Below are 21291 nucleotides of genomic sequence, written 5' to 3' on the forward strand. Positions count from 1 at the left end.
CAAGGTTCTTCAAGTTGTTCGACTTTGATAGTCTCTTCAATAGTGAGTTCAGATGTCTAAATTCGTACCTGTAATCGCGCTGCATGGCGGCGCCGGAACCATTCTCAAAGCCAATATGACGCCGGAGAAGGAAGCGGCCTATCACGCCAGCCTGCGCGAATGCCTGCAGGCCGGGTTGGATGTGTTGCGGGGTGGCGGGAAAGCGCTCGACGCCGTGACGGCATCCGTCATTGCCCTGGAAGAAAATCCGTTGTTCAACGCCGGTCGCGGGGCTGTTTTCACGACGGATGAAACGCATGAGATGGATGCCGCCATCATGGATGGTGCAACACGTGCATGCGGCGCGATTTCGGGAATTTGTGGGCCGCGCAATCCCGTTCTTGCGGCACGTGCTGTAATGGAACAGACCGAGCATGTATTCTTTGCAGGGGAAGGGGCGAGACGGTTTTGTGAAACTGCGGGTCTCGAAATGATGGCTCCAGAATGGTTCTCGACGGAGCAGCGCCGCAAGGCGCTTCATGACGAAATGGAGCGCCGCCGCAGCGGTGCCGCGGACGACGGAGACCCTGCCCGTAAGCATGGGACGGTTGGCGCGGTAGCATTAGACAGCTTCGGGCATCTGGCTGCGGCCACCTCCACGGGTGGCATGACCGCCAAGACACCGGGACGCGTTGGTGATAGCCCGGTTATAGGCGCTGGAACGTGGGCGGATGACCAGACGGTTGCGCTGTCGGCCACCGGCCATGGCGAATATTTCATTCGCTGGGCCGTGGGCCACGAAGTGGATGCGCGGATGCGCTGGGCAGGGCAGTCGCTCAACGAAGCGGCTGGCGCTGTCGTCCGGGAACTTGGCGAAATCGGCGGTTCAGGCGGTCTTGTCGCTGTGGATCGCAATGGGAACGTCAGCCTGCCCTTCAACAGTCCGGGCATGTACCGCGCGTGGTGCGGTCTGGACGGTGAGGTTCACACTGGAATCTATCGGTAGCGCCGAAAGAACTTCCTGACCCTCGTGGGGGCAGGTTCAACGAGCATCGACTCGGCCTCCTATATTGATTGACAATATTGGTCTCGCTGGTGCTGCGGGACCAAAGTCATATGACGATCCAAAAACAGGCGGCCGAAAATTTCAAGCGGCCGTTATATCTCGCTATTCCAAATTGGAATGGCAAGTCTAAATTTGCATTGGCCAAACCCCAAAATTGCTGCCTATAAATTTCAAATAATAAAAAAGACGGTCAAGAGAGATTGCTCGCCGGGTTTTCTTCAAGCTCTTGAAAAGGCAAGAAGATCTGCTTCGGGCAATGTTGGCTGGCGCGCCTTTCCAACGAGCGCAAAAATGGGGAAAATGAATGACGGAAGCCAAGCGCGTTCCGGAGGGAAAGATTTATCCTTCCGCCAAAAATGCGCAGCAATTCAAAGGCTTGAATCCAATCGAACTCGGTGGAGCGGAGGCCGTCGTTCTTCCGACGCACGAATTCCGTTTACGGGTTAGCGATCTGCATGAGCTTTCCGTTCTGGAATATGGCAATCCCCGGGGCATCCCCGCGGTGTTCCTGCATGGCGGCCCCGGTGCGGGCGTTTCGGCCAGTCAGGTCGCCAGTTTCGATCTCGATACCTATCGCGTCATTACCTTCGATCAGCGCGGCGCGGGACGTTCCACCCCTGTCGCAGAAATTGCTGAAAACACCACGCAGCATCTGATCGCGGATATGGAGGACTTACGCGAGAAACTGGATATCGAGCGCTGGCTGGTAGCCGGCGGCTCCTGGGGATCGTGTCTCTCGCTTGCCTATGGCATTGCGCATCCGCAACGCTGCCTCGGCTTTCGGCTGCATGGCATATTTCTAGGCGGACAGGAGGATATCGACTGGTGGTTCTATGGCTGTCGGGCCATTTTCCCCGATCACTGGCAGGAATTTGCCGAATTTATACCGGTGAGCGAGCGCGGCGATCTGCTGGCCGCTTATTACAAGCGTCTCATCTCGGGCGATCCGGCACAGGAGCATGAAGCGGCCCAGAGCCTGCGTGGATTTTCGGCACGCACACAGACCTTCGAACCGAACACGGATCACGTTTCCAAACTTCTGAAGCCGGAAGCGGCTTTGGCCGTATCGCGCATTTTCACACATTATTGCGTCAACCGCGCTTTCTTGCCGGAGAATTATCTCATCGAGAATATTGACCGTATTCGTCACCTGCCCGCCGAAATCGTACAGGCGCGCTACGATACGGTGACGCCGATGATGACGGCGTGGAAGCTCAAGGAAGCCTGGCCGGAGGCCGGTTTCACCATCGTCACCCTTGCCAATCATCAGTCGACAATAGGTCCGATGGCTGATGCGCTGACCGCTGCATCGGCCCGGCTGGCAGGACAGTTGGCGTGACCCCATTCATCAATCTCTGGAATTGAGGAAAGTTCGATGTTCGATACAACGACCGCCGACATATCGCTTTCGATGACGCACTACATCGATATCTGCAAGGCGGTGAAGCCCGCTGTCTCCCCGGACGGCGAGCTTCTGGCCTATCTCAGCGACGAAAGCGGCACGGCGCAGGTGTGGACGCGTCCACTTGCCGGCGGCACGCCGCGCCAGCTCACCAATCTGCCGGAGCCGGTCAGCAATCTTGCCTTCAATCCCAAAAGCCGTGACCTGCTCATTACCACCGACTGGGGCGGTGACGAACGCCACCAGCTCTGGCTGATCGAAAACGCCGAAGGCGAACCACGTCTTCTCACCGCCGATACCACGGTGGTTCATGCCTGGGGGTGCTGGTCGCCTGACGGCACGCAGATCGCCTTTGGCGCCAATTATCGCGACCGTTCGCATATGGACATCCATGTCATGACCGTCGCCACCGGCGAGACGAAATGCATTTACAAGGGCATCGGCTGGCGCACGCCAGCCGCCTTTGCGCCCGATGGCAAGTCGCTTCTCGTCAATGATTGCCAGCGAGCCATGACGGATCAGGATTTCTGCCGCCTCGATCTCGAAACCGGCGCTTATGAGAATATCCTGCCTCATGAAGGCCGGGCGCTCTATCAGGCGCCGAAATTCTTCAAGGACGGCTCCGGCATTGTGATGATTGCCGACCAGCAACGCGAATATCTCTCGGTCATGGTCAAGCCGCATGATGCGTCAAGCTTGACCGAGCTTGCCGCCTTTGACGGCCAAGATGTGGAAGCGCTCGCCATATCGCCGGATCAGAGCAGGATAGCGCTCGTCCTCAATCGTCAGGGCTGGAATGATCTGGTGCTGATCGACCGTGATGGCGCGGTGCTGAAAGAGTTTGAATTGCCGTTTGCTGCGGTGGTGGCTTCGGTCGCATGGACGCCGGATGGCACATCACTGATCATGCCTATGGAGGGTGCTGCGACGCCGGGGGATATCTGGCGCTGCGACGTGGAAAAAGATGCCTTCACCCGCCTGACCGATGCGCCGAAGGCCAAGGTCAAATTACCGACTTTCCTCGAACCAACAGTAACGAGTGTTGCTAGTTTCGACGGTCTGGACATTCCCTATTTCGTCTACAAGCCGGAGCGAACCGCAGGCCCTGATGGTTATCCCGTGATGATCATCGTGCATGGCGGCCCCGAAGCCCAGTGGAAGCCGGATTTCCGGGCGGACATCCAGCACATGCTGGCGCACGGCATTATGGTCATCGCGCCGAATATTCGCGGCAGCACCGGTTATGGCCGCGCCTATCAGCATCTGGATGATCGCGAATTGCGCATGGACAGCGTTGCCGATCTCAAGGCAGTGCGCATGGCGGTCGCGGCGCGCAGCGATGTGGATGGGAACCGCATCGGTGTGTTTGGCCGCTCCTATGGCGGGTTCATGGTCTTGTCGGCCATGACGGAATATCCCGACCTGTGGAAGCTTGGCGTTGAATATTACGGGATCGCCAATTTCCTCACTCTGTTGCAGACCACTGGGCCGTGGCGCAAGGAACTGCGCGCCATCGAATATGGCCATGCTGAAACCATGCGTGAGGAACTGGAGCGGTTCTCGCCCATCAACCGCATCGGCAATATCGCAGCGCCGCTGATGATCGCCCACGGGCTGGAAGACCCGCGCGTCACACCTTGCGAAAGCGAGATGGTCTATTCGTGTCTGCGCGGCCTTGGCAAGCCCGTCGAATATCTGCGTGTGCCGCATGAGGGCCATGGCTTTGCGCGCATCGAAAATCGTCGCCGTGTGTTCGGGGCGCTGGCCCGTTTCATTGACGAGAACCTTTAAAAGCATTGTTGGGAGAGTATGCCGTGAAGAATGGTGAAGAGATCTGGGATCTGGTGGACGCGAAGAAGGCTGATTTCGAAGCCTTGAGCGATCGTGTCTGGGGCATGCCCGAGATCGCCTATACCGAATACAAGTCCTGCGCCGAACATACCGGAATGTTGAAGGAGCAAGGTTTCCGCATCACCGAAAACGTGGCTGGCATCCCTACCGCCGTGATGGGCGAAGCGGGCGAGGATGGGCCGGTTATCGCCATTCTGGGTGAATATGACGCGCTTCCGGGCTTGAGCCAGGAAGCGGGCATTGCCGAACCGCGCCCGATCCCCGGCACGGGACATGGCCATGGCTGCGGCCACAATCTTCTGGGGTCCGCCGCTATTCTGGCGGCGACAGCCGTCAAGGACTGGCTGGAGAAAACCGGCAAGAAAGGGCGCGTGCGCTATTATGGTTGCCCGGCAGAAGAAGGCGGTGCGGCCAAGTCGTTCATGGCGCGTGCTGGCGCTTTCGATGATGTCGACATTGCCATCTGCTGGCATCCGGCTTCGTTTACGCAGGTCGATGACGCGCAGTCGCTTGCCAATACCCGCATGGATTTCGAATTCACCGGACGGGCCTCCCACGCCGCCGCAGCACCGCATCTGGGGCGTTCGGCTCTGGATGCGGTGGAGCTGATGAGCGTCGGCTGCAATTATCTGCGCGAGCACATCCCTTCCGATTGCCGTCTCCACTACGCCTATCTCAATGCAGGCGGCGTCGCGCCGAATGTCGTACAGGCCAAGGCCAAGGTGCGCTATGCCATCCGCGCCACCGACCTGCCCGGCATGTTCGCCCTTAATGAGCGCGTCAAGAAAGTTGCACATGGCGCTGCAATGATGACGGAAACGACTGTCGATATTTCCATCATGAGCGCAGTCTCGAACCTGCTCGGCAATACACCGCTCGAAATCGCGATGCATTCCAACATGGAGCGTCTGGGCGGCGTGCCGTTCGATGATGCGGATCGTGCCTTTGCGGCCAAGATTCAGGCGACGCTTTCAAAGGAGGACATCGAGACCGATTATCTGCGTGTCGGCCAGCCTTTGGCGGAAAATGAGCCGCTTTGCGACTATGTCCTGCCGCGCGAACAGAAGGGTGTACCGATGATCGGCTCCACCGATCTGGGCGATGTGAGCTGGGTCGTGCCGACTGTTCAGGCACGCGTGGCAACGCATGCGATCGGCTCGCCCGGCCATTCCTGGCAGATCACCGCACAAGGCAAGATGCCAGCCGCGCATAAAGGCATGGTCTATGCCGCCAAGGTGATGGCGGGCACCGCGCTAGATGTTCTGCAGGACGAGAAAATCCTCAACGACGCTAAGGCCGATCACAAGGCCCGCACGGCCAAGACGCCCTATACCTGCCCGATCCCGCCTGAAGTCAACCCGCCGCTCCAGCCGCGCCCGGTTGATTGACCGAAGCCGTTTGTGCCGCGCGTTCGCGCGCGGCACCTCTTGTAAAAGTCTAATCATAAAAGGGGATAAAAATGCCAAGACAGAAGACATCCATCCTGCGCCGAACCACGGCGCTTGCACTTGCTGCCGGTATGGGCGCTATGACGTTCACGGCTGAAGCCGCATCTCCACCTAATGCGCTCGTTATGGCTTGGAATATCGACGCTATCAGCACTTTCGATCCGGCACAGATCGGCGAAGCCGCAACCAATGAAATTATCCAGAACATCTGCGACCCTCTGGTTGATTTCGATCCGGCTGACGAAACCAAGATTGTGCCGCAGCTGGCAAAAAGCTGGGACGTCTCGCAAGATGGCTTGCAGATCAGGTTCCACATGCGCGACGACCTGAAGTTCGACAATGGCGACAAGGCGACGGCGGGCGACATGGCCTGGTCGCTCCAGCGCGCGGTCAAGCTCGGTTTCGGTAATGCCGCCACGCTGACGGAATACGGCTTCACCAAGGACAATGTAGACCAGACCATCTCGGTCCCGGACGACAACACGGTCGTTTTCAAGCTGGACAAGCCTTATCCGGTCAATCTCATTCTGGCAGCAATCGCCGCCAATCGTGTCGCCAGCCTCCTGAATAAGAAGGTGCTGATGCAGAACCAGGTCGATAACGACATGGGCAACAAATATCTGGCCACCCGCTCGGAATGCGTTGGCCCCTACAAGCTGATGCGCTGGAACCCGGCTGAAGTGGTTATCCTTCAGGCGACGGACAATTACTGGGGCGAAGCGCCGAAGCTCAAGCAGGTGCTGATCCGCCATGTTTCGGAAGCGGGAACCCAGCGACTGCTGCTTGAAAAAGGTGACATCGATATTGCCCGCGATCTGACGCCGGAAGACCTTCGCGATCTGGAAACGCAGGACAAGGTAACCGCTTCCCGTTCGCTGAAACCATCGCTGTTCTACTGGAACTTCAACAATGCTGATCCGATTTTTGCCAATGAGAAGGTGCGCCTCGCGATGCGCTATCTCATCGATTATGAGGGCCTCGGCAAGACGGTCATCAACAATGTCGGCGTGCCGCGTGCGAGCTTCGTGCAGCTCGGCGCCTTCGGCGCGCTTGACGAAAAGGAAGGTCAGCCTTTCAAGCTCGACGTGGAAAAGGCCCGCGAACTGCTGAAGGAAGCCGGTTACGAGAAGGGCTTCGAAACGACAATGTTCATCAGCACCGCGCCTTATGCAGCTCCGATTGCCCAGAGCATTCAGGATGCAGCGGCCAAGGTGGGCGTGAAGATCAAGATTGAGCGCATGGCCAATGCGCAATTGTTCAGCCGAATTCGCGGTCGCGAGTTCCAGACCTCGCTGATGGGTTGGCAGACCACCGTTCCGGATGCGCATGGCAATGCTTCGCGCCAGATTTTCAACCCCGACAACCGGGCTGAAGCCAAGCAGACCATGTATCCGAGCTGGCGCGCAAGCTATTTCAACGAGGCCGTAAACAGGCAAGTCGACGCTGCCCTGTTCGAGAAGGACGAGGCCAAGCGCAAGCAGATGTATATCGATCTGCAAAAAGAGATGATGGAGAAGGGGCCGCACGCCTTCATCTTCCAGATCTACAATGTCGCTGGCGTTAACAAGGCCATGAAGAACTGGAGCTGGAACGGCTTCCGCGTCTACTACGATCTCGCCGCGAAATAACGAGAATGGTACTCCCGGTGGCTTCCCTCGAAGCTGCCGGGACCTGTTTCGATGGATGACCATATGGCCGCTTGCTTCGCGACTTTGGCCCGGCATCCCGTTTTTCTCTTTCCGGGAATTTGCAGATGACGACGCACGAAATCATGGAAGATGTGGAGGAGGCCGACCGCGACAGGGAAGCCGGGCCTGCGCTTCTGTTTCTCGCCGCCACCGCGCGTCTGATCGTTTCAGTAGCGATCACGCTTTTGGGACTGGTCACGCTGACCTTTTTCATCAGCCGTCTTTTGCCGCTCGATCCGGTCATTGCCATGCTGGGAGACAATGTTTCCCAGGAAGCCTATGACACAATGTATCGCAAGCTGGGGCTAGACCAGCCGTTGATCGTACAATACGGCCTGTATCTTAAGAACGCGCTGCTGTTCGATTTCGGCAACGCACTGACTTCCGGCCGTCCGGTGCTGGAGGATATCGGCCGCGTTTTTCCCGCGACCATCGAACTTGCGACTGTGGCTATCGTCATAGGCACCACGCTCGGCATTCCGCTCGGTGTTTTCTCAGCCATGTATCGCAATTCGCCGCTGGATCATGCCGTTCGCATGGTTAGTCTGCTCGGTTATTCTACGCCGAACTTCTGGCTGGGCCTGATGGCTCTGCTGATTTTCTACGCCACACTCGGCTGGATCGGTGGGCCGGGCCGGATCGATTTTATCTATGAATATTCCGTTGAACCCACCACCGGTTTTCTGCTTCTCGACAGCGCGATGCAGGGCCAGTGGGATGCGTTCTGGAATGCGGTAAGCCATATCATCATGCCCGCGCTGATCCTCGCATTCGGTTCGATGGCCTATATCAGCCGCATGACGCGCGGCTTCATGATCGAGCAGCTCAATCAGGAATATATCATCACCGCTCGCGTCAAAGGACTGTCTTGGGCTCGCACCGTCTGGGGCCATGCTTTCCGTAATGTCGCGGTTCAGGTCGTGACGGTCGTGGCGCTGTCCTATGCCTTCCTGCTGGAAGGCGCGGTGCTGACCGAAACGGTGTTCGCATGGCCGGGCTTCGGGCGCTACCTCACCAATGCGCTTCTGGCGGGTGACATGAATGCGGTGGTCGGCTGCACGCTTATCGTCGGCATTCTGTTCGTCGGCATCAACCTGATCAGCGATCTTCTGTATCGCGTTTTCGATCCCCGCACACGATAGGAAATTGCCGATGAGCACACACACCAGCACATCGCCGGCGCAAGCTTCCAGTTCCCTGCGGGCTTGGCTGACCGCCCCCGTACCCACGTCTGCCTTTCAGGCCAATATACAGCAGTTGCGCCGCTCCTGGTTCAAGCTGGTGGCCAACACATCTGCCGTCTTCGGTCTGGCAGTGATTGTGCTTCTGGTGTTGGTGGCCATTTTGGCGCCCCTCATCGCCACGCACGATATCGGCGCCAATAATCTCGCCAATCGGCTGCAACCGCCGTCATGGGAACATTTTTTCGGTACGGACGAACTGGGGCGCGATATTTTCAGCCGCCTTGTTTATGGCTCGCGGATCACACTTTATATCGTGACGCTGACCGCCATCATCGCGGCCCCCATTGGTCTCGTCGTCGGTACGACTGCGGGCTATATGGGCGGCTGGGTTGATACGGCGCTGATGCGCATTGTCGATATTTTCCTTGCCTTTCCCAGTCTCGTGTTGGCGCTGGCCTTTGCCGCAGCGCTCGGGCCGGGCATCGAGAACGCCGTCATTGCCATTTCACTCGCCGCATGGCCGCCGATCGCGCGTCTCGCCCGCGCTGAAACCTTGACCATTCGCTCGTCCGATTATGTGGCTGCCATCCGCCTGCAAGGAGCTTCCACCATGCGGGTGATTGCGAAACATGTCGTGCCAATGTGCATCCCCTCGGTGGTGATCCGCATCACGCTCAACATGTCGTCGATCATTCTCACCGCCGCCGGTCTTGGTTTTCTCGGACTTGGCGCGCAGCCGCCAAGTCCGGAATGGGGAGCGATGCTTTCCAGTGGTCGCGAATTCATGATGACCTCTTGGTGGCTTGCCGCTGTGCCCGGCACCGCGATCCTGCTGGCGAGCCTTGCCTTCAACCTGTTCGGCGACGGCTTGCGTGACGTCCTCGACCCCAGAAACGGATAAGATCAATGACAAAACCATTGCTTGAAGTTGATGATCTGTGGGTGTCGTTTCCCGGTGCGGATCGCAGCATCGATGTCGTTCGCGGCATCAGCTTTTCCATCGGACGCGAAAAGGTCGGCATCGTAGGCGAATCCGGTTCCGGCAAATCAATGACCGGGCGCTCGATCCTCAAGCTGACGCCAAAGGCGGCACAGATCCGGGCCACGACTTTGCGTTTCGGCGAGGTTGACCTGCTATCGGCCAGCGAGCGCCAGATGCGCAGCGTGCGCGGCAACCGGATTTCGATGATCCTTCAGGACCCGAAATATTCGCTCAACCCGCTGATCCGTATCGGCGATCAAATCATGGAAGCCTATCGTCTGCACCATCGGGTGAAGCCGGCGGAAGCGCGACAGAAGACGCTTGCCATGCTGGAGGCCGTGCATATTCGCGATCCGGAACGTGTCATGCGTCTGTTCCCGCACGAGATTTCCGGCGGCATGGGCCAGCGTGTGATGATCGCCATGATGCTGATCCCCGAACCGGACATGATCATTGCCGACGAACCGACCTCCGCGCTCGATGTGACGGTACGGCGGCAGGTTCTGACCGTGCTCGATGAACTGGTCAGCCGTTCGGGTACCGGGCTGATGTTCATCAGCCACGATCTCAATCTGGTGGCGGATTTCTGCGACCGGGTGTTGGTCATGTATGCGGGGCGCATCATGGAAGACCTGCCAGCGAAGAATCTGCATAAGGCGCGCCACCCCTATACGCAGGCGCTGCTGGCCAGCCTTCCGCGGCTCGACCATCCGGTCGATATGCTCAAGGTGCCCGAACGCGACAAAAGCTGGCTGACCGAGCCGACGCTGGTGGGAGAAAACGCATGACACAGGCAGCCAATTCCCCATTCGTGGATGTCTCGGATCTCTCCATCAGCTTCGGCAAGGGGCGCAAGCGCGCCACCGTCGTCAGGAAGGTGAAGTTTCATATCGAACGCGGCGGAGCTTACGGTCTGATCGGCGAATCCGGTTGCGGTAAGTCCACGATCCTGCGCGCTCTGGCCGGTCTCATCCCGGATTATCAAGGCAATTTCGTCTTTGATGGACAGAAGATGGGCGGCGAGCGCGACAAGGCGTTTTTCCGCCGCGTGCAGATGGTGTTCCAGGACCCCTATGCCTCGCTGCATCCGCGCAAGCAGGTGAACAAGGTGCTGGCGGAATCGCTTGCCATTCACGGCATGGATCGCAGGGACGAGCGTATTCGCGACATATTGCAGGCGGTGGGACTTGGCCCGAGTTTCCTCTATCGCTATCCGCATGAACTGTCTGGCGGCCAGCGCCAGCGTGTCGCCATAGCGCGTGCCTTGATCATCGAGCCGGATGTGTTGCTTCTCGATGAACCAACGTCCGCGCTCGACGTTTCCGTGCAGGCGGAAATTCTCAATCTGCTCAAGGTGCTGCGCCGCGAGCGCAATCTCACCTACCTCATGGTTTCGCACGATCTCGCGGTGGTGGCGCATATCTGCGAGCGTGTGGGCGTCATGCACAAGGGCATCATTCTGGAAGAATTGACGGCGGACGATCTGCGTCATTCGCGCGCCAAGGCTGAATATACGCAGGAATTCCTGCAAGCCAGCGTGGAAGCTGTCGCACATAATCAGGCTAGGGAAATACGGGTATGAACTATCATGCAGTGGCCAATCCGGGACAGGAATGGGAGCGTCTGAAGAGCCCCGCTGCGGCGGGCTGGTCGGAAGCCGGGCTTCGTGCCGTCGACGCCTGCGCGGACGGGCAGGAAACCGATGCCTTGATGATCGTCCAGGGCAACAAGATCGTCCATACATATGGCGACATCACGCATAAATATCTTTGCCACTCCATTCGCAAGAGCATCCTTTCCGCGCTGATGGGGCAAGATGTGGCCGATGGTACCATCGATCTCAGCCTGACGCTGGAGCAGCTCGGCATTGACGATAATGAAGGCTTGAGCGAAGTCGAAAGACAGGCGACGGTCTACGATCTTCTGACTGCGCGTTCGGGCATCTACCATCCGGCAGGCTACGAGACGCCATGGATGCGGATGATCAAGGAGAAACGTCATTCCCATGCGCCGGGCACTTTCTGGTGCTACAACAACTGGGATTTCAACGCGCTTGGCACCATTTTCGAGCAGTTGACCGGCAAGTCCGTACATCAGGCTTTTGACGAACGCATCGCAAAGCCGCTTGGGCTTGAAGATTTCACACTTGGCGGCGACAAGCCGGACGGCTGGCACGATCGCTTTACGGAGAGCCGGCACGCCGCCTATCCGTTTCGCCTCTCAACCCGCGATCTGGCGCGTTTTAGCCAGCTTTATCTGCGCGACGGACGCTGGAATGGCGAAGCCATATTGCCGGATGGCTGGGTGCGGGAATGTGTCATGCCGTATTCCCACGCCGGTGCGCGCGGAGCTTATGGGTATATGTGGTGGCTGGAGCGGGATGGTGTGTTTTTTCCCGGCGTGGTGACGCCGAAAGGCAGTTATGCGGGCTTTGGCGCCGGCGGTCATTTCTGCATTGTGCTGCCTGCGCTCGACATGGTGATCGTGCATCGTGTGGACACGGACATCGCCGGACGCCAGTTGAACCGGCACAAGTTCGGGCGTCTCCTCAAGCTCATTCTCGATGCATTTAAAGGGTGACCCCATGCTGCGAGAGGAGATGACAGTCGCAACCGCGATCGCTTCGGCATGCGCGAAGCCTGTAACGAGCGATAACGCGCGTGAACTGGCACGCGATGCCATTCTGGACACACTGGCCTGCATGGTGGCAGGCCGCGACGATGACAGCACACAGAGCGTGGCCATGGCTTTTGCCGGTCACAACATGGGGGGCGATGCACCGCTGATCACCGGAGGCAAGGCCAGCCCGATGCTCGCGGCACTCGTCAACGGCACCGCGGCGCATGCGCTCGACTTCGATGATAATTTCCAGCCGGGCATGAGCCACGCCTCTGCGGTCATTGTACCAGCAATCATGGCGCTTGCCGAACTGGACAAGACGACAGGCGCTCGCCTGATTGATGCCTATCTGGCGGGTTTACAGGCGCAGGCCCTGGTCGGCGAAGGACTGGGACAAGCCCATTATACGGCTGGCTGGCATGGTACCTCGACGGTGGGCAGTATAGGCACAGCTGTTGCTACCGCCCATATGCTTGGCCTCGACATTATGGCGACGGCACAGGCGATCACCATCGCAGCCAGCTTCGCTTCAGGCACCAAGGGCCAGTTTGGTACGCTGATCAAGCCGTTCCATGCCGGTATGGCGGCGCGCAATGCGGTTGAGGCTGCCTTGCTCGCAAAGGCGGGAATGCAGGCTCGACCGGACATTCTGGAAGGCGAGCAGGGCATTCGAGAACTGTTCGCGGGTGATCCGCGTCTCGGCTGGAACATAGAAGAAATCCTCACCGACAAACCGCATGTGATTGAAACGACAGGCGTGATGCCGAAACGGCATCCCTGTTGTGGCTCCACGCATATGATCGTCGACGGGTTGCTTGATCTGCAAGCCGAGCACAAATTCGCCGCAGACGATGTTGCAGCAGTCGATGCGCTGGTCGGGATCGCGAACTATCGCAATCTCGCCTATACGCAGCCGACCGATCAGATGCAGGCACGCTTCTCCATGCAATATTGCGTGGCTCGCGCCCTGCGACAAGGGTATCTCGCGCTGGCGGATTTCACGCCGCAGGCGGTTCAGGCTTTCGCAGGCGATCCGCTTTCCGGCACTGTCGTCATGCGCAGTTATTCGGAGGAGGAAGAACGGGCATCGGCGGAAAAATTGCCGCATGTCGCCACCGTCACGCTGAAGGACGGGCGCGTGCTGCGTACATCGCGGGGCTTTGCCGTCGGCACTTTGCAACAACCATTCACCGCAGACGATCGCATGCGCAAGTTCCTTGACTGCTGCTCGTCGCTTCCCGCCGCAAGCCAGATCTATGCGGACTTGCAGCGCCTTGACGGTGTCTCCGACCTAAAAGCCGTGGCCGCGCTCTTTCCGCTGGCGTGAGCCGCTCAGCCCGGTTCCCGCGCGGAGTTTTCGGCAGCGTGCCCGCTATTCTGGGAAACCAGTTGCGAGGCACGTCGCCAGAAAAGTTCCGCCTGCTTGTTCCTGAACTGGGGCGTTCGATAAACGCGAATATCAATCAACAGGTCGGTATTCGTTTCGCCTGCCCGCACCAGAACGCCGCGCTTCATTTCATCGTTGACGAGGCTCGCCGGCAACCATGCCACCCCGTAGCCCGAGACTGCCATTGCCTTCAACGCAACAGACATTCCGTTTTCGTAAACGGTATTCAATTGAAATCCGTGCTTTTCGAACAGCCAGGGCAAGGCAAGGGAAAAGAACGAATTTCCACGGTAGCTGAGGAAGTCTGTAGGCCGTGATTTGTCCTTGAGACTGTGCAGCGCCAGCCCCTGCGGTGTGGGCGCGGATACCGGAATGACCGTCTCGGTTCCCAATGGCAGAAACGGATAACTTCCAAGATCGTCCATCTGGGGAACGGCCGGATGCGCATAGGTTAGAAAAAAGTCGCAATGCCCGCTGACGAGTGTCGAAATATTGCCGACGAACGATGAATGTGGATCGGCAAAACGGGTGCGGAACGAAGCGCCGGAGGCTTCGATCCGGGCCATCCAACGCGGGAAGAAGGTGAGCGACAACGTATTTAGAGTTGCGAAGGAAATGATTTCCCAAGTGGCACTATAGCCGTCACTGACATTCTTGCGGGCGCTGAGCAGCACTTCGAGGGCATCCTGGGCTCGTGGAAGAAAACTTTCTCCCGCCTTTGTCAGGCCTATCGGATTTGACGAGCGGTCAACCAATGGGAGGCCAACCCAGTCTTCAAGCTGCTTGATGCGTTTGCTGAGCGCGGATTGCGTAATATTGCGGTCTCCAGCCGCGCGGGAGTAGCTCCTGTGCTCGGCGAGACTGACGAAATCTTCAAGCCATTTCAGTTCCATAGTCCGTACCGATGCATCAGATGACCACAAGTGAGCCCGTTCCGGTTATAACGCGATCCGGCTCGATTGAGGTAGACCTCATCTGATGTTTTAGATCAATCGGTAATCTGGCTGAGAGCGGCGAATATCAGCATGGCGCTGGACCGCAGTTTCGCCAGCCCATTTTATGCGACATTATGGTGGCGGAGGGCTTTCCGTTTCGGCTACAAATCGTGACTACTCGCGCCGCATTCCGCCTAGCGGCGATGACCCAGACCAAGGACTGTTTCAATGACGACGATTTTCGATGCGCCGGAAGAGTTTGCCTCGACCGCTCTTGCCGGGTTTGCCAGTATCTATAGCCGCTATGTTCGTCACGTGCGTGGTGGCGTTGTTCGCTCGACAAAGGTGCCTCAAGGCAAGGTTGCTGTGGTCGTGGGAGGCGGCTCCGGTCATTATCCGGCGTTTGCGGGGTATGTGGGGCCGGGCCTTGCGGACGCTGCTGTTGCTGGTGACGTATTCGCTTCACCGTCCACAGCGGCAGTGGCCCGCGTGTGCCGCCAGGCGCATAGGGGCGGTGGTATTCTTCTGGGCTTTGGCAATTATGCAGGCGATGTTCTCAATTTCGGCGTTGCTGCTGAGCGCCTGCGTGCCGAGGGGGTCGACGTACGCATCGTTCCCGTGACCGATGACGTGGCCAGTGCCCCGGCGGATATGCACGAGAAACGGCGCGGTATCGCTGGTGATCTGGTTGTGTTCAAGATTGCAGGTGCCGCTGCTGAGGCCGGTCTGTCGCTGGACGAGGTTGAACGGCTTTCACGTCACGCGAATGCGAACACCGTGTCTTTCGGCGTTGCTTTCAAAGGCTGCACCTTGCCCGGCGCTCCACACCCGCTCTTTACCGTACCGGAAGGTCAGATGGCTCTGGGTCTCGGTATTCATGGTGAACCGGGGATCAAGGAAGAGGCGATCCTGCCTGCCTCCGGTCTGGCGAGCCTGCTGGTGGAGAAGCTACTGGCGGAACGCCCCAAAGGAACGCAAAAAGTCGGCGTTATCCTGAACGGCCTCGGCGCGACCAAATACGAAGAACTGTTTGTCTTGTGGACGGCGATTGCGTCGCTTCTGGAAAATGCCGGGCTTGATATCGTAGCTCCGGAGGCGGGCGAATTTGTTACCAGCCTTGATATGCAAGGCTGTTCGTTGACCCTTCTATGGCTTGATGACGAACTGGAGCGCTACTGGACAGCCGCTTGCGATACGCCGGTTCTGCGGCGCGGGGAAGCAATTGCAGTCGAGCCTGCGGACGATCTCATTACCGATGAGGATGCAGCTCCTGATGTTGCTCAAGCGGATGAAGCAGGCCGCGCAGGCGGGTTGTGTGTTCAGGGCATTCTGAACGCTGTCGCTGACACGCTGGTCGAGGCCGAAGAAGAGCTTGGGCACATTGATGCCTATGCGGGCGACGGCGATCACGGTCAGGGTATGCGGCGTGGCTCCGCTGCTGCAAAAGATGCCGCCGATCATGCGGTCAAGGCTGGAGCCGGGGCTGCAAGTCTGTTGGCTGTAGCGGGTGATGCATGGGCGGACCGGGCTGGAGGAACGTCCGGAGCGCTATGGGGACTTTTGCTACGTTCATGGGGCGCCGAACTGTCCGACAATGGTAGCATTGATGATGGTGCAGTCGTTCACGGCGGCAGGCGCGCGCTTGATGCCGTGACAAGTCTTGGTGGGGCGAAACCCGGTGACAAGACATTGGTCGATGCTTTCGTGCCTTTTGTGGAAACTCTCGAACGCGAATTTGCATCAGGTGTGCCGCTGGCCGACGCATGGAATAAAGCTGCGGCGGCAGCGAAGGCAGCAGCCGAAGCGACAGCACCGCTTGTCCCGAAACTAGGTCGGGCAAGACCGCTGGCGGAAAAGAGCATCGGCCATCCCGATGCCGGCGCCATTTCACTGGCGCTGGTTGCGGAAACCATCGGCAAGACGCTGAAAAACTGATTGGGCGATTCAGGGGGCTGGCTTAAACTCAGCTCCCTGATGTGAGGCAATTGCTTGAATAGCGATCAAGCCGGGAGGATTTGGTAGAAATTATCAAGTTTGCCCGGTTTCGAGTGAGCTACCAGCATGGTCAGTTTTTCCTGATCAAAAACGCGAAACCAGTCTTCCCACTCTACGATTTCAAGCCCGCCAGCGTCCAATGGCCGTTCGACGTCAGCAACAAATTCCGGCTCAAATACAATTCGCAGGACCGGAGCAGCATCGGGATCTGTGGAGGTGCTGATAAAAGCCGGATTCCCGTTGCGAGCGGCCACCCAGTCCCGAATGGCTTCATGTGTGTCGAGGGTGATCGTTTCACTCATGGGAACAGTCCTCCGGTTGCAATTTTTTAAAGATATACCTGGGTCGGTTGACCGGTGATTCACATGCGAGCTTGTTATTTGCCATGGTAATCAGATAGGCGGCTGCGGTGTTCTGAAAAGACGTTGCTCGTTCACTTTCTTCGTGAATCTGCAATCGGGGCAAAATCTCTCAGTCCGTCCTGTTGACGACGGCTTTGCGTTCATTCATGTCGTAAACCGACTATTTGCTGTTACAGCCTGGAAATCCCCAAATGACCGAACGTCTCTCCCTCGCACGCGACCGCATCAATGTTCTTCTGCTGGAAGGCATCAGCCAAACGGCGGTCGATTACTTCAAGGCCTCCGGTTACACCAATGTCACGCATCTGCCGAAGGCGCTGGACAAGGCCGACCTGATCGAAGCGATTTCGTCAGCACATATTGTCGGTATTCGCTCTCGGACGCAGCTGACCGAAGAGATATTTGCTGCTGCTAACCGTTTGATCGCGGTTGGTTGCTTCTCGGTTGGGACCAACCAGGTTGAACTGAAAGCTGCACGCAAGCGTGGTATTCCGGTCTTCAATGCGCCATTTTCGAATACCCGCTCGGTAGCGGAACTGGTGATTGGTGAAATCATCATGCTGATGCGCCGCATTTTCCCGCGTTCCGTATCGGCCCATGCAGGCGGTTGGGATAAGACGGCAACTGGCAGCCGCGAAGTGCGCGGCAAGACGCTCGGTATTGTCGGCTACGGCAATATCGGTTCGCAGGTCGGCAATCTGGCCGAAAGCCTCGGCATGACGGTCCGCTATTTCGACACTTCCGACAAGCTGCAATATGGCAATGTCAAACCGGCTGCGAGCCTTGATGAATTGCTCAAGACTTCGGACGTTGTCAGCTTGCACGTGCCGTCCAACAAGTCGACTTCAAAGCTCATTACAGAAGCAAAACTGCGCAAGATGAAGAAAGGCGCTTTCCTCATCAATAATGCGCGCGGCACGGTTGTCGATCTGGAAGCACTGGCAAAGGTCCTGCAGGAGGGGCATCTTGCAGGTGCCGCCATCGATGTTTTCCCGGTTGAACCGGCTTCCAACAACGACAAGTTCGTCTCACCGATTCAGGGACTGGAGAATGTCATCCTGACGCCGCATATTGGGGGATCGACGGAAGAAGCTCAGGAACGGATTGGCACGGAAGTCACCCGCAAACTGGTCGAATATTCCGATGTCGGCTCGACCTTGGGCGCCGTCAACTTCCCGCAGGTGCAGTTGCCGCCGCGCCCGACGGGTACACGTTTCATGCACGTGCATGAAAACCGCCCGGGTATTCTCAACAGCCTCGTGAATGTTTTCTCGACACATAACATCAATATCGCCAGCCAGTTTCTGCAGACAGATGGTGAGGTGGGTTATCTTGTTATGGAAGCTGACGGCGTCGGTGATGCCAGCGAAACGGTCTTGCAGGCTATTCGCGAAATTCCGGGCACCATCCGTGCCCGTTTGCTCTATTGAGCTTATTCGCAGCGCCAATTATCTTTGGCGCTGCGATTTCTCATAACGTTTGATAAGACGGTCGCGGCGCAATCGCGAAAGGCGCTGTATCCAGAAAATACCGTCAAGCTGGTCTATTTCGTGCTGGTGGCATACGGCGAGCAAGCCATCCGAGTCCTCGGTTTGCTCGTTCCCATCAAGGTCCTGATAGCGGATTTTGATACGGGCGTGGCGCTCGACGTCATCGACAACACCCGGCATCGAAACGCTGCCTTCCTGATGATGGATTTTTTCGTCTGAGACCCAGGTAATTTCAGGGTTCACGTAGAATTTCGGCCCCGATTCAGGCAGTTCCAGAACCACGAGACGCTTTGCTATACCAATATGCGGCGCGGTGATCCCGATGCCGGGCGCGGCCCGCATCGTGTCGAGGAGATCGTTTCCCAGTTCCTGCAAAGCGCTGTCGAACAGGATGACGGGTTCGGCTACGGTGCGCAGTCGTTTATCCGGATAGCTTACAATCGGGCGAACAGTCATCGGACCTCACATTTTGCTGCGGATATTTGCTTATCCGCACGCTGTCTTTGGCCGATTTTCGTCGTGACTTGCAAACATTATTGCAGGGGACGATCACAATCCCCGCGCAATAACGAGACGCTGTACGTCGCTGGTGCCTTCATAGATCTGGCAGACGCGAACATCACGATAAATGCGCTCAACCGGATAGTCAGCCAGATAACCGTAACCGCCGTGAATTTGGATGGCGGCGGAGCAGACTTGTTCGGCCATTTCGGACGCGACGAGTTTGGCCATTGAGGCTTCCGTCAAACAGGGTTTGCCTGCCTCACGCAATGCAGCTGCATGCAGCACCATCTGCCGGGCCGCCTCAATTTTTGTTGCCATGTCCGCGAGACGGAACGCGACTGCCTGATGCTCGATGATTGGCTTGCCGAATGTAATGCGTTCCTTGGCGTAAGCACATGCGGCTTCAAACGCTGCGCGCGCCATGCCGACTGATTGCGCAGCAATGCCGATGCGCCCGCCTTCCAGATTGGCAAGTGCTATCTTGTAGCCTTCACCCTCTTCGCCCAGCCGATTTTCCGCTGGAATGCGCATGTTGGTGAAAGCGAGCGCACATGTATCGGACGAATGCTGGCCCAGCTTGTGTTCGACTGAGACAACCTCGTAACCCGGCGTATCGGTCGGCACAATGAAAGCCGAAATGCCTTTCTTTCCCGCCGTTGGATCGGTAACGGCAAACACAATCACGACGTTGCCGTTCTTGCCCGATGTGATGAACTGTTTGGAGCCGTCAATCACATAATGATCACCATCGCGGCGCGCACGCGTTTTGAGCGCGGAAGCATCCGAGCCTGCCTGCGGCTCCGTCAATGCAAACCCGCCGATCCATTCGCCAGAGGCCATCTTGGGCAGAAATCGCTGTTTCTGCTCTTCGGTGCCGAAACGCAGGATCGGAGCACAGCCAACGGATGAATGGACCGAGACGATGGTAGAACACGCTCCGTCGCCAGCCGCTATCTCTTCCAGCGCCAGCGCATAAGCAACCGTCCCAAGATCGGAGCCGCCCCATTCTTCCGGCACGAGCATTCCGAGAAAGCCAAGCTCTCCCATTTCGGTGAGTTCTGCGCGCGGAAAAGCGTGTTCCCTGTCGCGGATGGCAGCTCCCGGCGCAAGCCGCTCCTGTGCGAATTGTCGGACGGCCTCGCGAATCTGCTCCTGCGTATCGTTCAAGAGCATCAAACGATCCTTTCTATGCCGACAGCGGTCGCTTCGCCGCCGCCAAGGCAAATGCCGGCCACGCCGCGCTTCAATCCATGGGTTTCAAGAGCCGAGAGCAAGGTGACAAGAATGCGGGCACCCGACGCGCCGATTGGATGGCCCAGCGCGCATGCGCCACCATGAATATTGACCTTGTCGTGCGGCAGATCGAGATCGCGCATGGCGGCCATGGCAACGACTGCAAAAGCTTCATTGATCTCAAAGAGATCGACATCACTGAGATTCCAGCCGATTTTCTCGGAAAGCTTGCTTATCGCCCCAATGGGAGCAGTGGGATAAAGGTTCGGCTTGTCGGCATGGGTTGCATGGCCGACCAAAACCGCACGCGGCGTAAGTCCGCGCTTTTCCGCCTCCGATGCGCGCATGAGGACGAGTGCAGCCGCTCCATCCGAGATTGAGGAGGAGTTGGCCGCCGTCACAGTGCCACCCTCGCGAAATGCCGGGCGAAGGGTCGGAATCTTGTCCAGCTTTGCCTTGCCGGGTTGTTCGTCGATCGAAACTTCAACGTCGTTGCGCCCGGCCTTTACGGTAACGGGCGTGATTTCGGCGGCGAAAAGACCGTCCTTGATAGCATTCTGCGCGCGCGTCAGCGAGGCAATGGCGAATTCATCCTGAGCTTCACGGGTGAACTGATAGGCTTCCGCGCAATCTTCGGCAAATGTGCCCATCAGCCGGCCTTTTTCATAGGCATCCTCCAGCCCGTCGAGGAACATATGGTCGATAATCTGGCCATGCCCCATGCGATATCCGCCGCGCGCCTTGGGCAGCAAATAGGGGGAATTGGTCATGCTTTCCATGCCGCCCGAAACGATCACATTGGCGGAGCCAGCCAATAGCAGATCATGTGCCAGCATAGTGGCCTTCATGCCCGAGCCGCACATCTTGTTGACGGTCGTCGCGCCGGTGGAAACAGGTATTCCGGCCTTGATCGAAGCCTGACGCGCTGGAGCCTGTCCCTGACCGGCAGGCAGAACGCAGCCCATATAAACGTCTTCGACCGCTTCCGGTGCAAGGCCCGCGCCTGCAAGTGCGCCACGAATGGCGGCGGCGCCAAGATCGGTCGCCTGGGCATTGGCGAAATCGCCTTGAAAACCGCCCATGGGAGTACGGGAAGCACCGACAATGACAATAGGATCGCTGTTGGACATGATGGTTCCTCGCTGGTTCTTTCTGGATGCAATTCT

18 protein-coding genes are annotated in these 21291 nt (G+C 57.9%); 13 read left to right on the forward strand and 5 right to left on the reverse strand.

What is annotated here, in order from left to right:
• Window positions 1-52: 52 nt before the first annotated feature.
• The 11 genes from AC0TNJ_RS16750 (at window position 53) to AC0TNJ_RS16800 (ending at window position 13546) form a co-directional block, all read left to right on the forward strand.
• Window positions 53-985: an isoaspartyl peptidase/L-asparaginase family protein gene (locus tag AC0TNJ_RS16750; protein WP_473768158.1), complete on the forward strand. Its 933-nt coding sequence runs from the start codon at window positions 53-55 to the stop codon at window positions 983-985.
• Window positions 986-1349: 364 nt separating this feature from the next.
• Window positions 1350-2384: a prolyl aminopeptidase gene (gene pip, locus AC0TNJ_RS16755; RefSeq protein WP_473771747.1), complete on the forward strand. Its 1035-nt coding sequence runs from the start codon at window positions 1350-1352 to the stop codon at window positions 2382-2384.
• A 36-nt stretch (window positions 2385-2420) separates the two neighbouring features.
• Window positions 2421-4238, forward strand: a complete 1818-nt coding sequence (locus tag AC0TNJ_RS16760; RefSeq protein WP_473771748.1) for a S9 family peptidase — start codon at window positions 2421-2423, stop codon at window positions 4236-4238.
• Between the two features lie 23 nt (window positions 4239-4261).
• On the forward strand, window positions 4262-5686 hold the full coding sequence (locus tag AC0TNJ_RS16765; RefSeq protein WP_473771749.1) for a M20 family metallopeptidase: 1425 nt from the start codon (window positions 4262-4264) through the stop codon (window positions 5684-5686).
• A gap of 71 nt (window positions 5687-5757) precedes the next feature.
• A complete protein-coding gene (locus AC0TNJ_RS16770) occupies window positions 5758-7374 on the forward strand; it encodes an ABC transporter substrate-binding protein (RefSeq protein ID WP_473771750.1) in 1617 nt (538 codons plus the stop codon).
• Window positions 7375-7499: 125 nt separating this feature from the next.
• Window positions 7500-8576: an ABC transporter permease gene (locus AC0TNJ_RS16775; RefSeq protein ID WP_473771751.1), complete on the forward strand. Its 1077-nt coding sequence runs from the start codon at window positions 7500-7502 to the stop codon at window positions 8574-8576.
• A 10-nt stretch (window positions 8577-8586) separates the two neighbouring features.
• On the forward strand, window positions 8587-9519 hold the full coding sequence (gene nikC, locus AC0TNJ_RS16780; protein ID WP_473771752.1) for a nickel transporter permease: 933 nt from the start codon (window positions 8587-8589) through the stop codon (window positions 9517-9519).
• Window positions 9520-9524: 5 nt separating this feature from the next.
• Window positions 9525-10388 carry an ABC transporter ATP-binding protein gene (locus AC0TNJ_RS16785; protein ID WP_473771753.1) on the forward strand — a complete coding sequence of 288 codons (864 nt, stop codon included), beginning with the start codon at window positions 9525-9527 and terminating at the stop codon, window positions 10386-10388.
• On the forward strand, window positions 10385-11182 hold the full coding sequence (locus AC0TNJ_RS16790; protein WP_473771754.1) for an ABC transporter ATP-binding protein: 798 nt from the start codon (window positions 10385-10387) through the stop codon (window positions 11180-11182). The genes AC0TNJ_RS16785 and AC0TNJ_RS16790 overlap by 4 nt, the downstream gene beginning before the upstream one ends.
• Window positions 11179-12180: a serine hydrolase domain-containing protein gene (locus tag AC0TNJ_RS16795; RefSeq protein WP_473771755.1), complete on the forward strand. Its 1002-nt coding sequence runs from the start codon at window positions 11179-11181 to the stop codon at window positions 12178-12180. Before AC0TNJ_RS16790 ends, AC0TNJ_RS16795 begins: the two co-directional genes overlap by 4 nt.
• Window positions 12181-12199: 19 nt before the next feature.
• On the forward strand, window positions 12200-13546 hold the full coding sequence (locus tag AC0TNJ_RS16800) for an MmgE/PrpD family protein (protein ID WP_473771756.1): 1347 nt from the start codon (window positions 12200-12202) through the stop codon (window positions 13544-13546).
• 5 nt (window positions 13547-13551) lie between these two features.
• On the opposite strand, the gene AC0TNJ_RS16805 is transcribed toward AC0TNJ_RS16800, so the two are convergent.
• A complete protein-coding gene (locus AC0TNJ_RS16805; RefSeq protein WP_473771757.1) occupies window positions 13552-14499 on the reverse strand; it encodes a LysR family transcriptional regulator in 948 nt (315 codons plus the stop codon).
• 270 nt (window positions 14500-14769) lie between these two features.
• Here AC0TNJ_RS16805 and AC0TNJ_RS16810 point away from each other — a divergent pair, with 270 nt between their 5' ends.
• Entirely contained in the window at window positions 14770-16476 is a 1707-nt protein-coding gene (locus AC0TNJ_RS16810; protein WP_473771758.1) for a dihydroxyacetone kinase family protein, read from the forward strand.
• Window positions 16477-16541: 65 nt separating this feature from the next.
• On the opposite strand, the gene AC0TNJ_RS16815 is transcribed toward AC0TNJ_RS16810, so the two are convergent.
• Window positions 16542-16838: a hypothetical protein gene (locus AC0TNJ_RS16815; RefSeq protein WP_122001036.1), complete on the reverse strand. Its 297-nt coding sequence runs from the start codon at window positions 16836-16838 to the stop codon at window positions 16542-16544.
• A gap of 251 nt (window positions 16839-17089) precedes the next feature.
• Between AC0TNJ_RS16815 and serA the strand changes: the two genes are divergently transcribed.
• Window positions 17090-18328, forward strand: coding sequence for a phosphoglycerate dehydrogenase (serA, locus tag AC0TNJ_RS16820; protein ID WP_122001035.1), 1239 nt, complete (start codon window positions 17090-17092; stop codon window positions 18326-18328).
• Between the two features lie 18 nt (window positions 18329-18346).
• On the opposite strand, the gene AC0TNJ_RS16825 is transcribed toward serA, so the two are convergent.
• The 3 genes from AC0TNJ_RS16825 to AC0TNJ_RS16835 all read right to left on the reverse strand — a co-directional run bounded on the left by AC0TNJ_RS16825 (window position 18347) and on the right by AC0TNJ_RS16835 (window position 21255).
• Window positions 18347-18844, reverse strand: coding sequence for a peptide deformylase (locus AC0TNJ_RS16825; RefSeq protein WP_122001034.1), 498 nt, complete (start codon window positions 18842-18844; stop codon window positions 18347-18349).
• Between the two features lie 93 nt (window positions 18845-18937).
• On the reverse strand, window positions 18938-20065 hold the full coding sequence (locus AC0TNJ_RS16830) for an acyl-CoA dehydrogenase family protein (RefSeq protein WP_473771759.1): 1128 nt from the start codon (window positions 20063-20065) through the stop codon (window positions 18938-18940).
• Window positions 20065-21255, reverse strand: a complete 1191-nt coding sequence (locus AC0TNJ_RS16835; RefSeq protein ID WP_473771760.1) for an acetyl-CoA C-acyltransferase — start codon at window positions 21253-21255, stop codon at window positions 20065-20067. Before AC0TNJ_RS16835 ends, AC0TNJ_RS16830 begins: the two co-directional genes overlap by 1 nt.
• Window positions 21256-21291 lie beyond the last annotated feature (36 nt).

The organism is Ochrobactrum sp. PL_is483 (assembly GCF_055816855.1).

Excerpts from the sequence above, each read along its gene's own strand:
- AC0TNJ_RS16750 (WP_473768158.1), top strand. The coding sequence starts at position 53 with ATGTCTAAATTCGTACCTGTAATCGCGCTGCATGGCGGCGCCGGAACC.
- pip (WP_473771747.1), top strand. The coding sequence starts at position 1,350 with ATGACGGAAGCCAAGCGCGTTCCGGAGGGAAAGATTTATCCTTCCGCC.
- AC0TNJ_RS16760 (WP_473771748.1), top strand. The coding sequence starts at position 2,421 with ATGTTCGATACAACGACCGCCGACATATCGCTTTCGATGACGCACTAC.
- AC0TNJ_RS16770 (WP_473771750.1), top strand. The coding sequence starts at position 5,758 with ATGCCAAGACAGAAGACATCCATCCTGCGCCGAACCACGGCGCTTGCA.
- AC0TNJ_RS16775 (WP_473771751.1), top strand. The coding sequence starts at position 7,500 with ATGACGACGCACGAAATCATGGAAGATGTGGAGGAGGCCGACCGCGAC.
- nikC (WP_473771752.1), top strand. The coding sequence starts at position 8,587 with ATGAGCACACACACCAGCACATCGCCGGCGCAAGCTTCCAGTTCCCTG.
- AC0TNJ_RS16785 (WP_473771753.1), top strand. The coding sequence starts at position 9,525 with ATGACAAAACCATTGCTTGAAGTTGATGATCTGTGGGTGTCGTTTCCC.
- AC0TNJ_RS16790 (WP_473771754.1), top strand. The coding sequence starts at position 10,385 with ATGACACAGGCAGCCAATTCCCCATTCGTGGATGTCTCGGATCTCTCC.
- AC0TNJ_RS16795 (WP_473771755.1), top strand. The coding sequence starts at position 11,179 with ATGAACTATCATGCAGTGGCCAATCCGGGACAGGAATGGGAGCGTCTG.
- AC0TNJ_RS16800 (WP_473771756.1), top strand. The coding sequence starts at position 12,200 with ATGACAGTCGCAACCGCGATCGCTTCGGCATGCGCGAAGCCTGTAACG.
- AC0TNJ_RS16805 (WP_473771757.1), bottom strand. The coding sequence starts at position 14,499 with ATGGAACTGAAATGGCTTGAAGATTTCGTCAGTCTCGCCGAGCACAGG.
- AC0TNJ_RS16810 (WP_473771758.1), top strand. The coding sequence starts at position 14,770 with ATGACGACGATTTTCGATGCGCCGGAAGAGTTTGCCTCGACCGCTCTT.
- AC0TNJ_RS16815 (WP_122001036.1), bottom strand. The coding sequence starts at position 16,838 with ATGAGTGAAACGATCACCCTCGACACACATGAAGCCATTCGGGACTGG.
- serA (WP_122001035.1), top strand. The coding sequence starts at position 17,090 with ATGACCGAACGTCTCTCCCTCGCACGCGACCGCATCAATGTTCTTCTG.
- AC0TNJ_RS16825 (WP_122001034.1), bottom strand. The coding sequence starts at position 18,844 with ATGACTGTTCGCCCGATTGTAAGCTATCCGGATAAACGACTGCGCACC.
- AC0TNJ_RS16830 (WP_473771759.1), bottom strand. The coding sequence starts at position 20,065 with ATGCTCTTGAACGATACGCAGGAGCAGATTCGCGAGGCCGTCCGACAA.
- AC0TNJ_RS16835 (WP_473771760.1), bottom strand. The coding sequence starts at position 21,255 with ATGTCCAACAGCGATCCTATTGTCATTGTCGGTGCTTCCCGTACTCCC.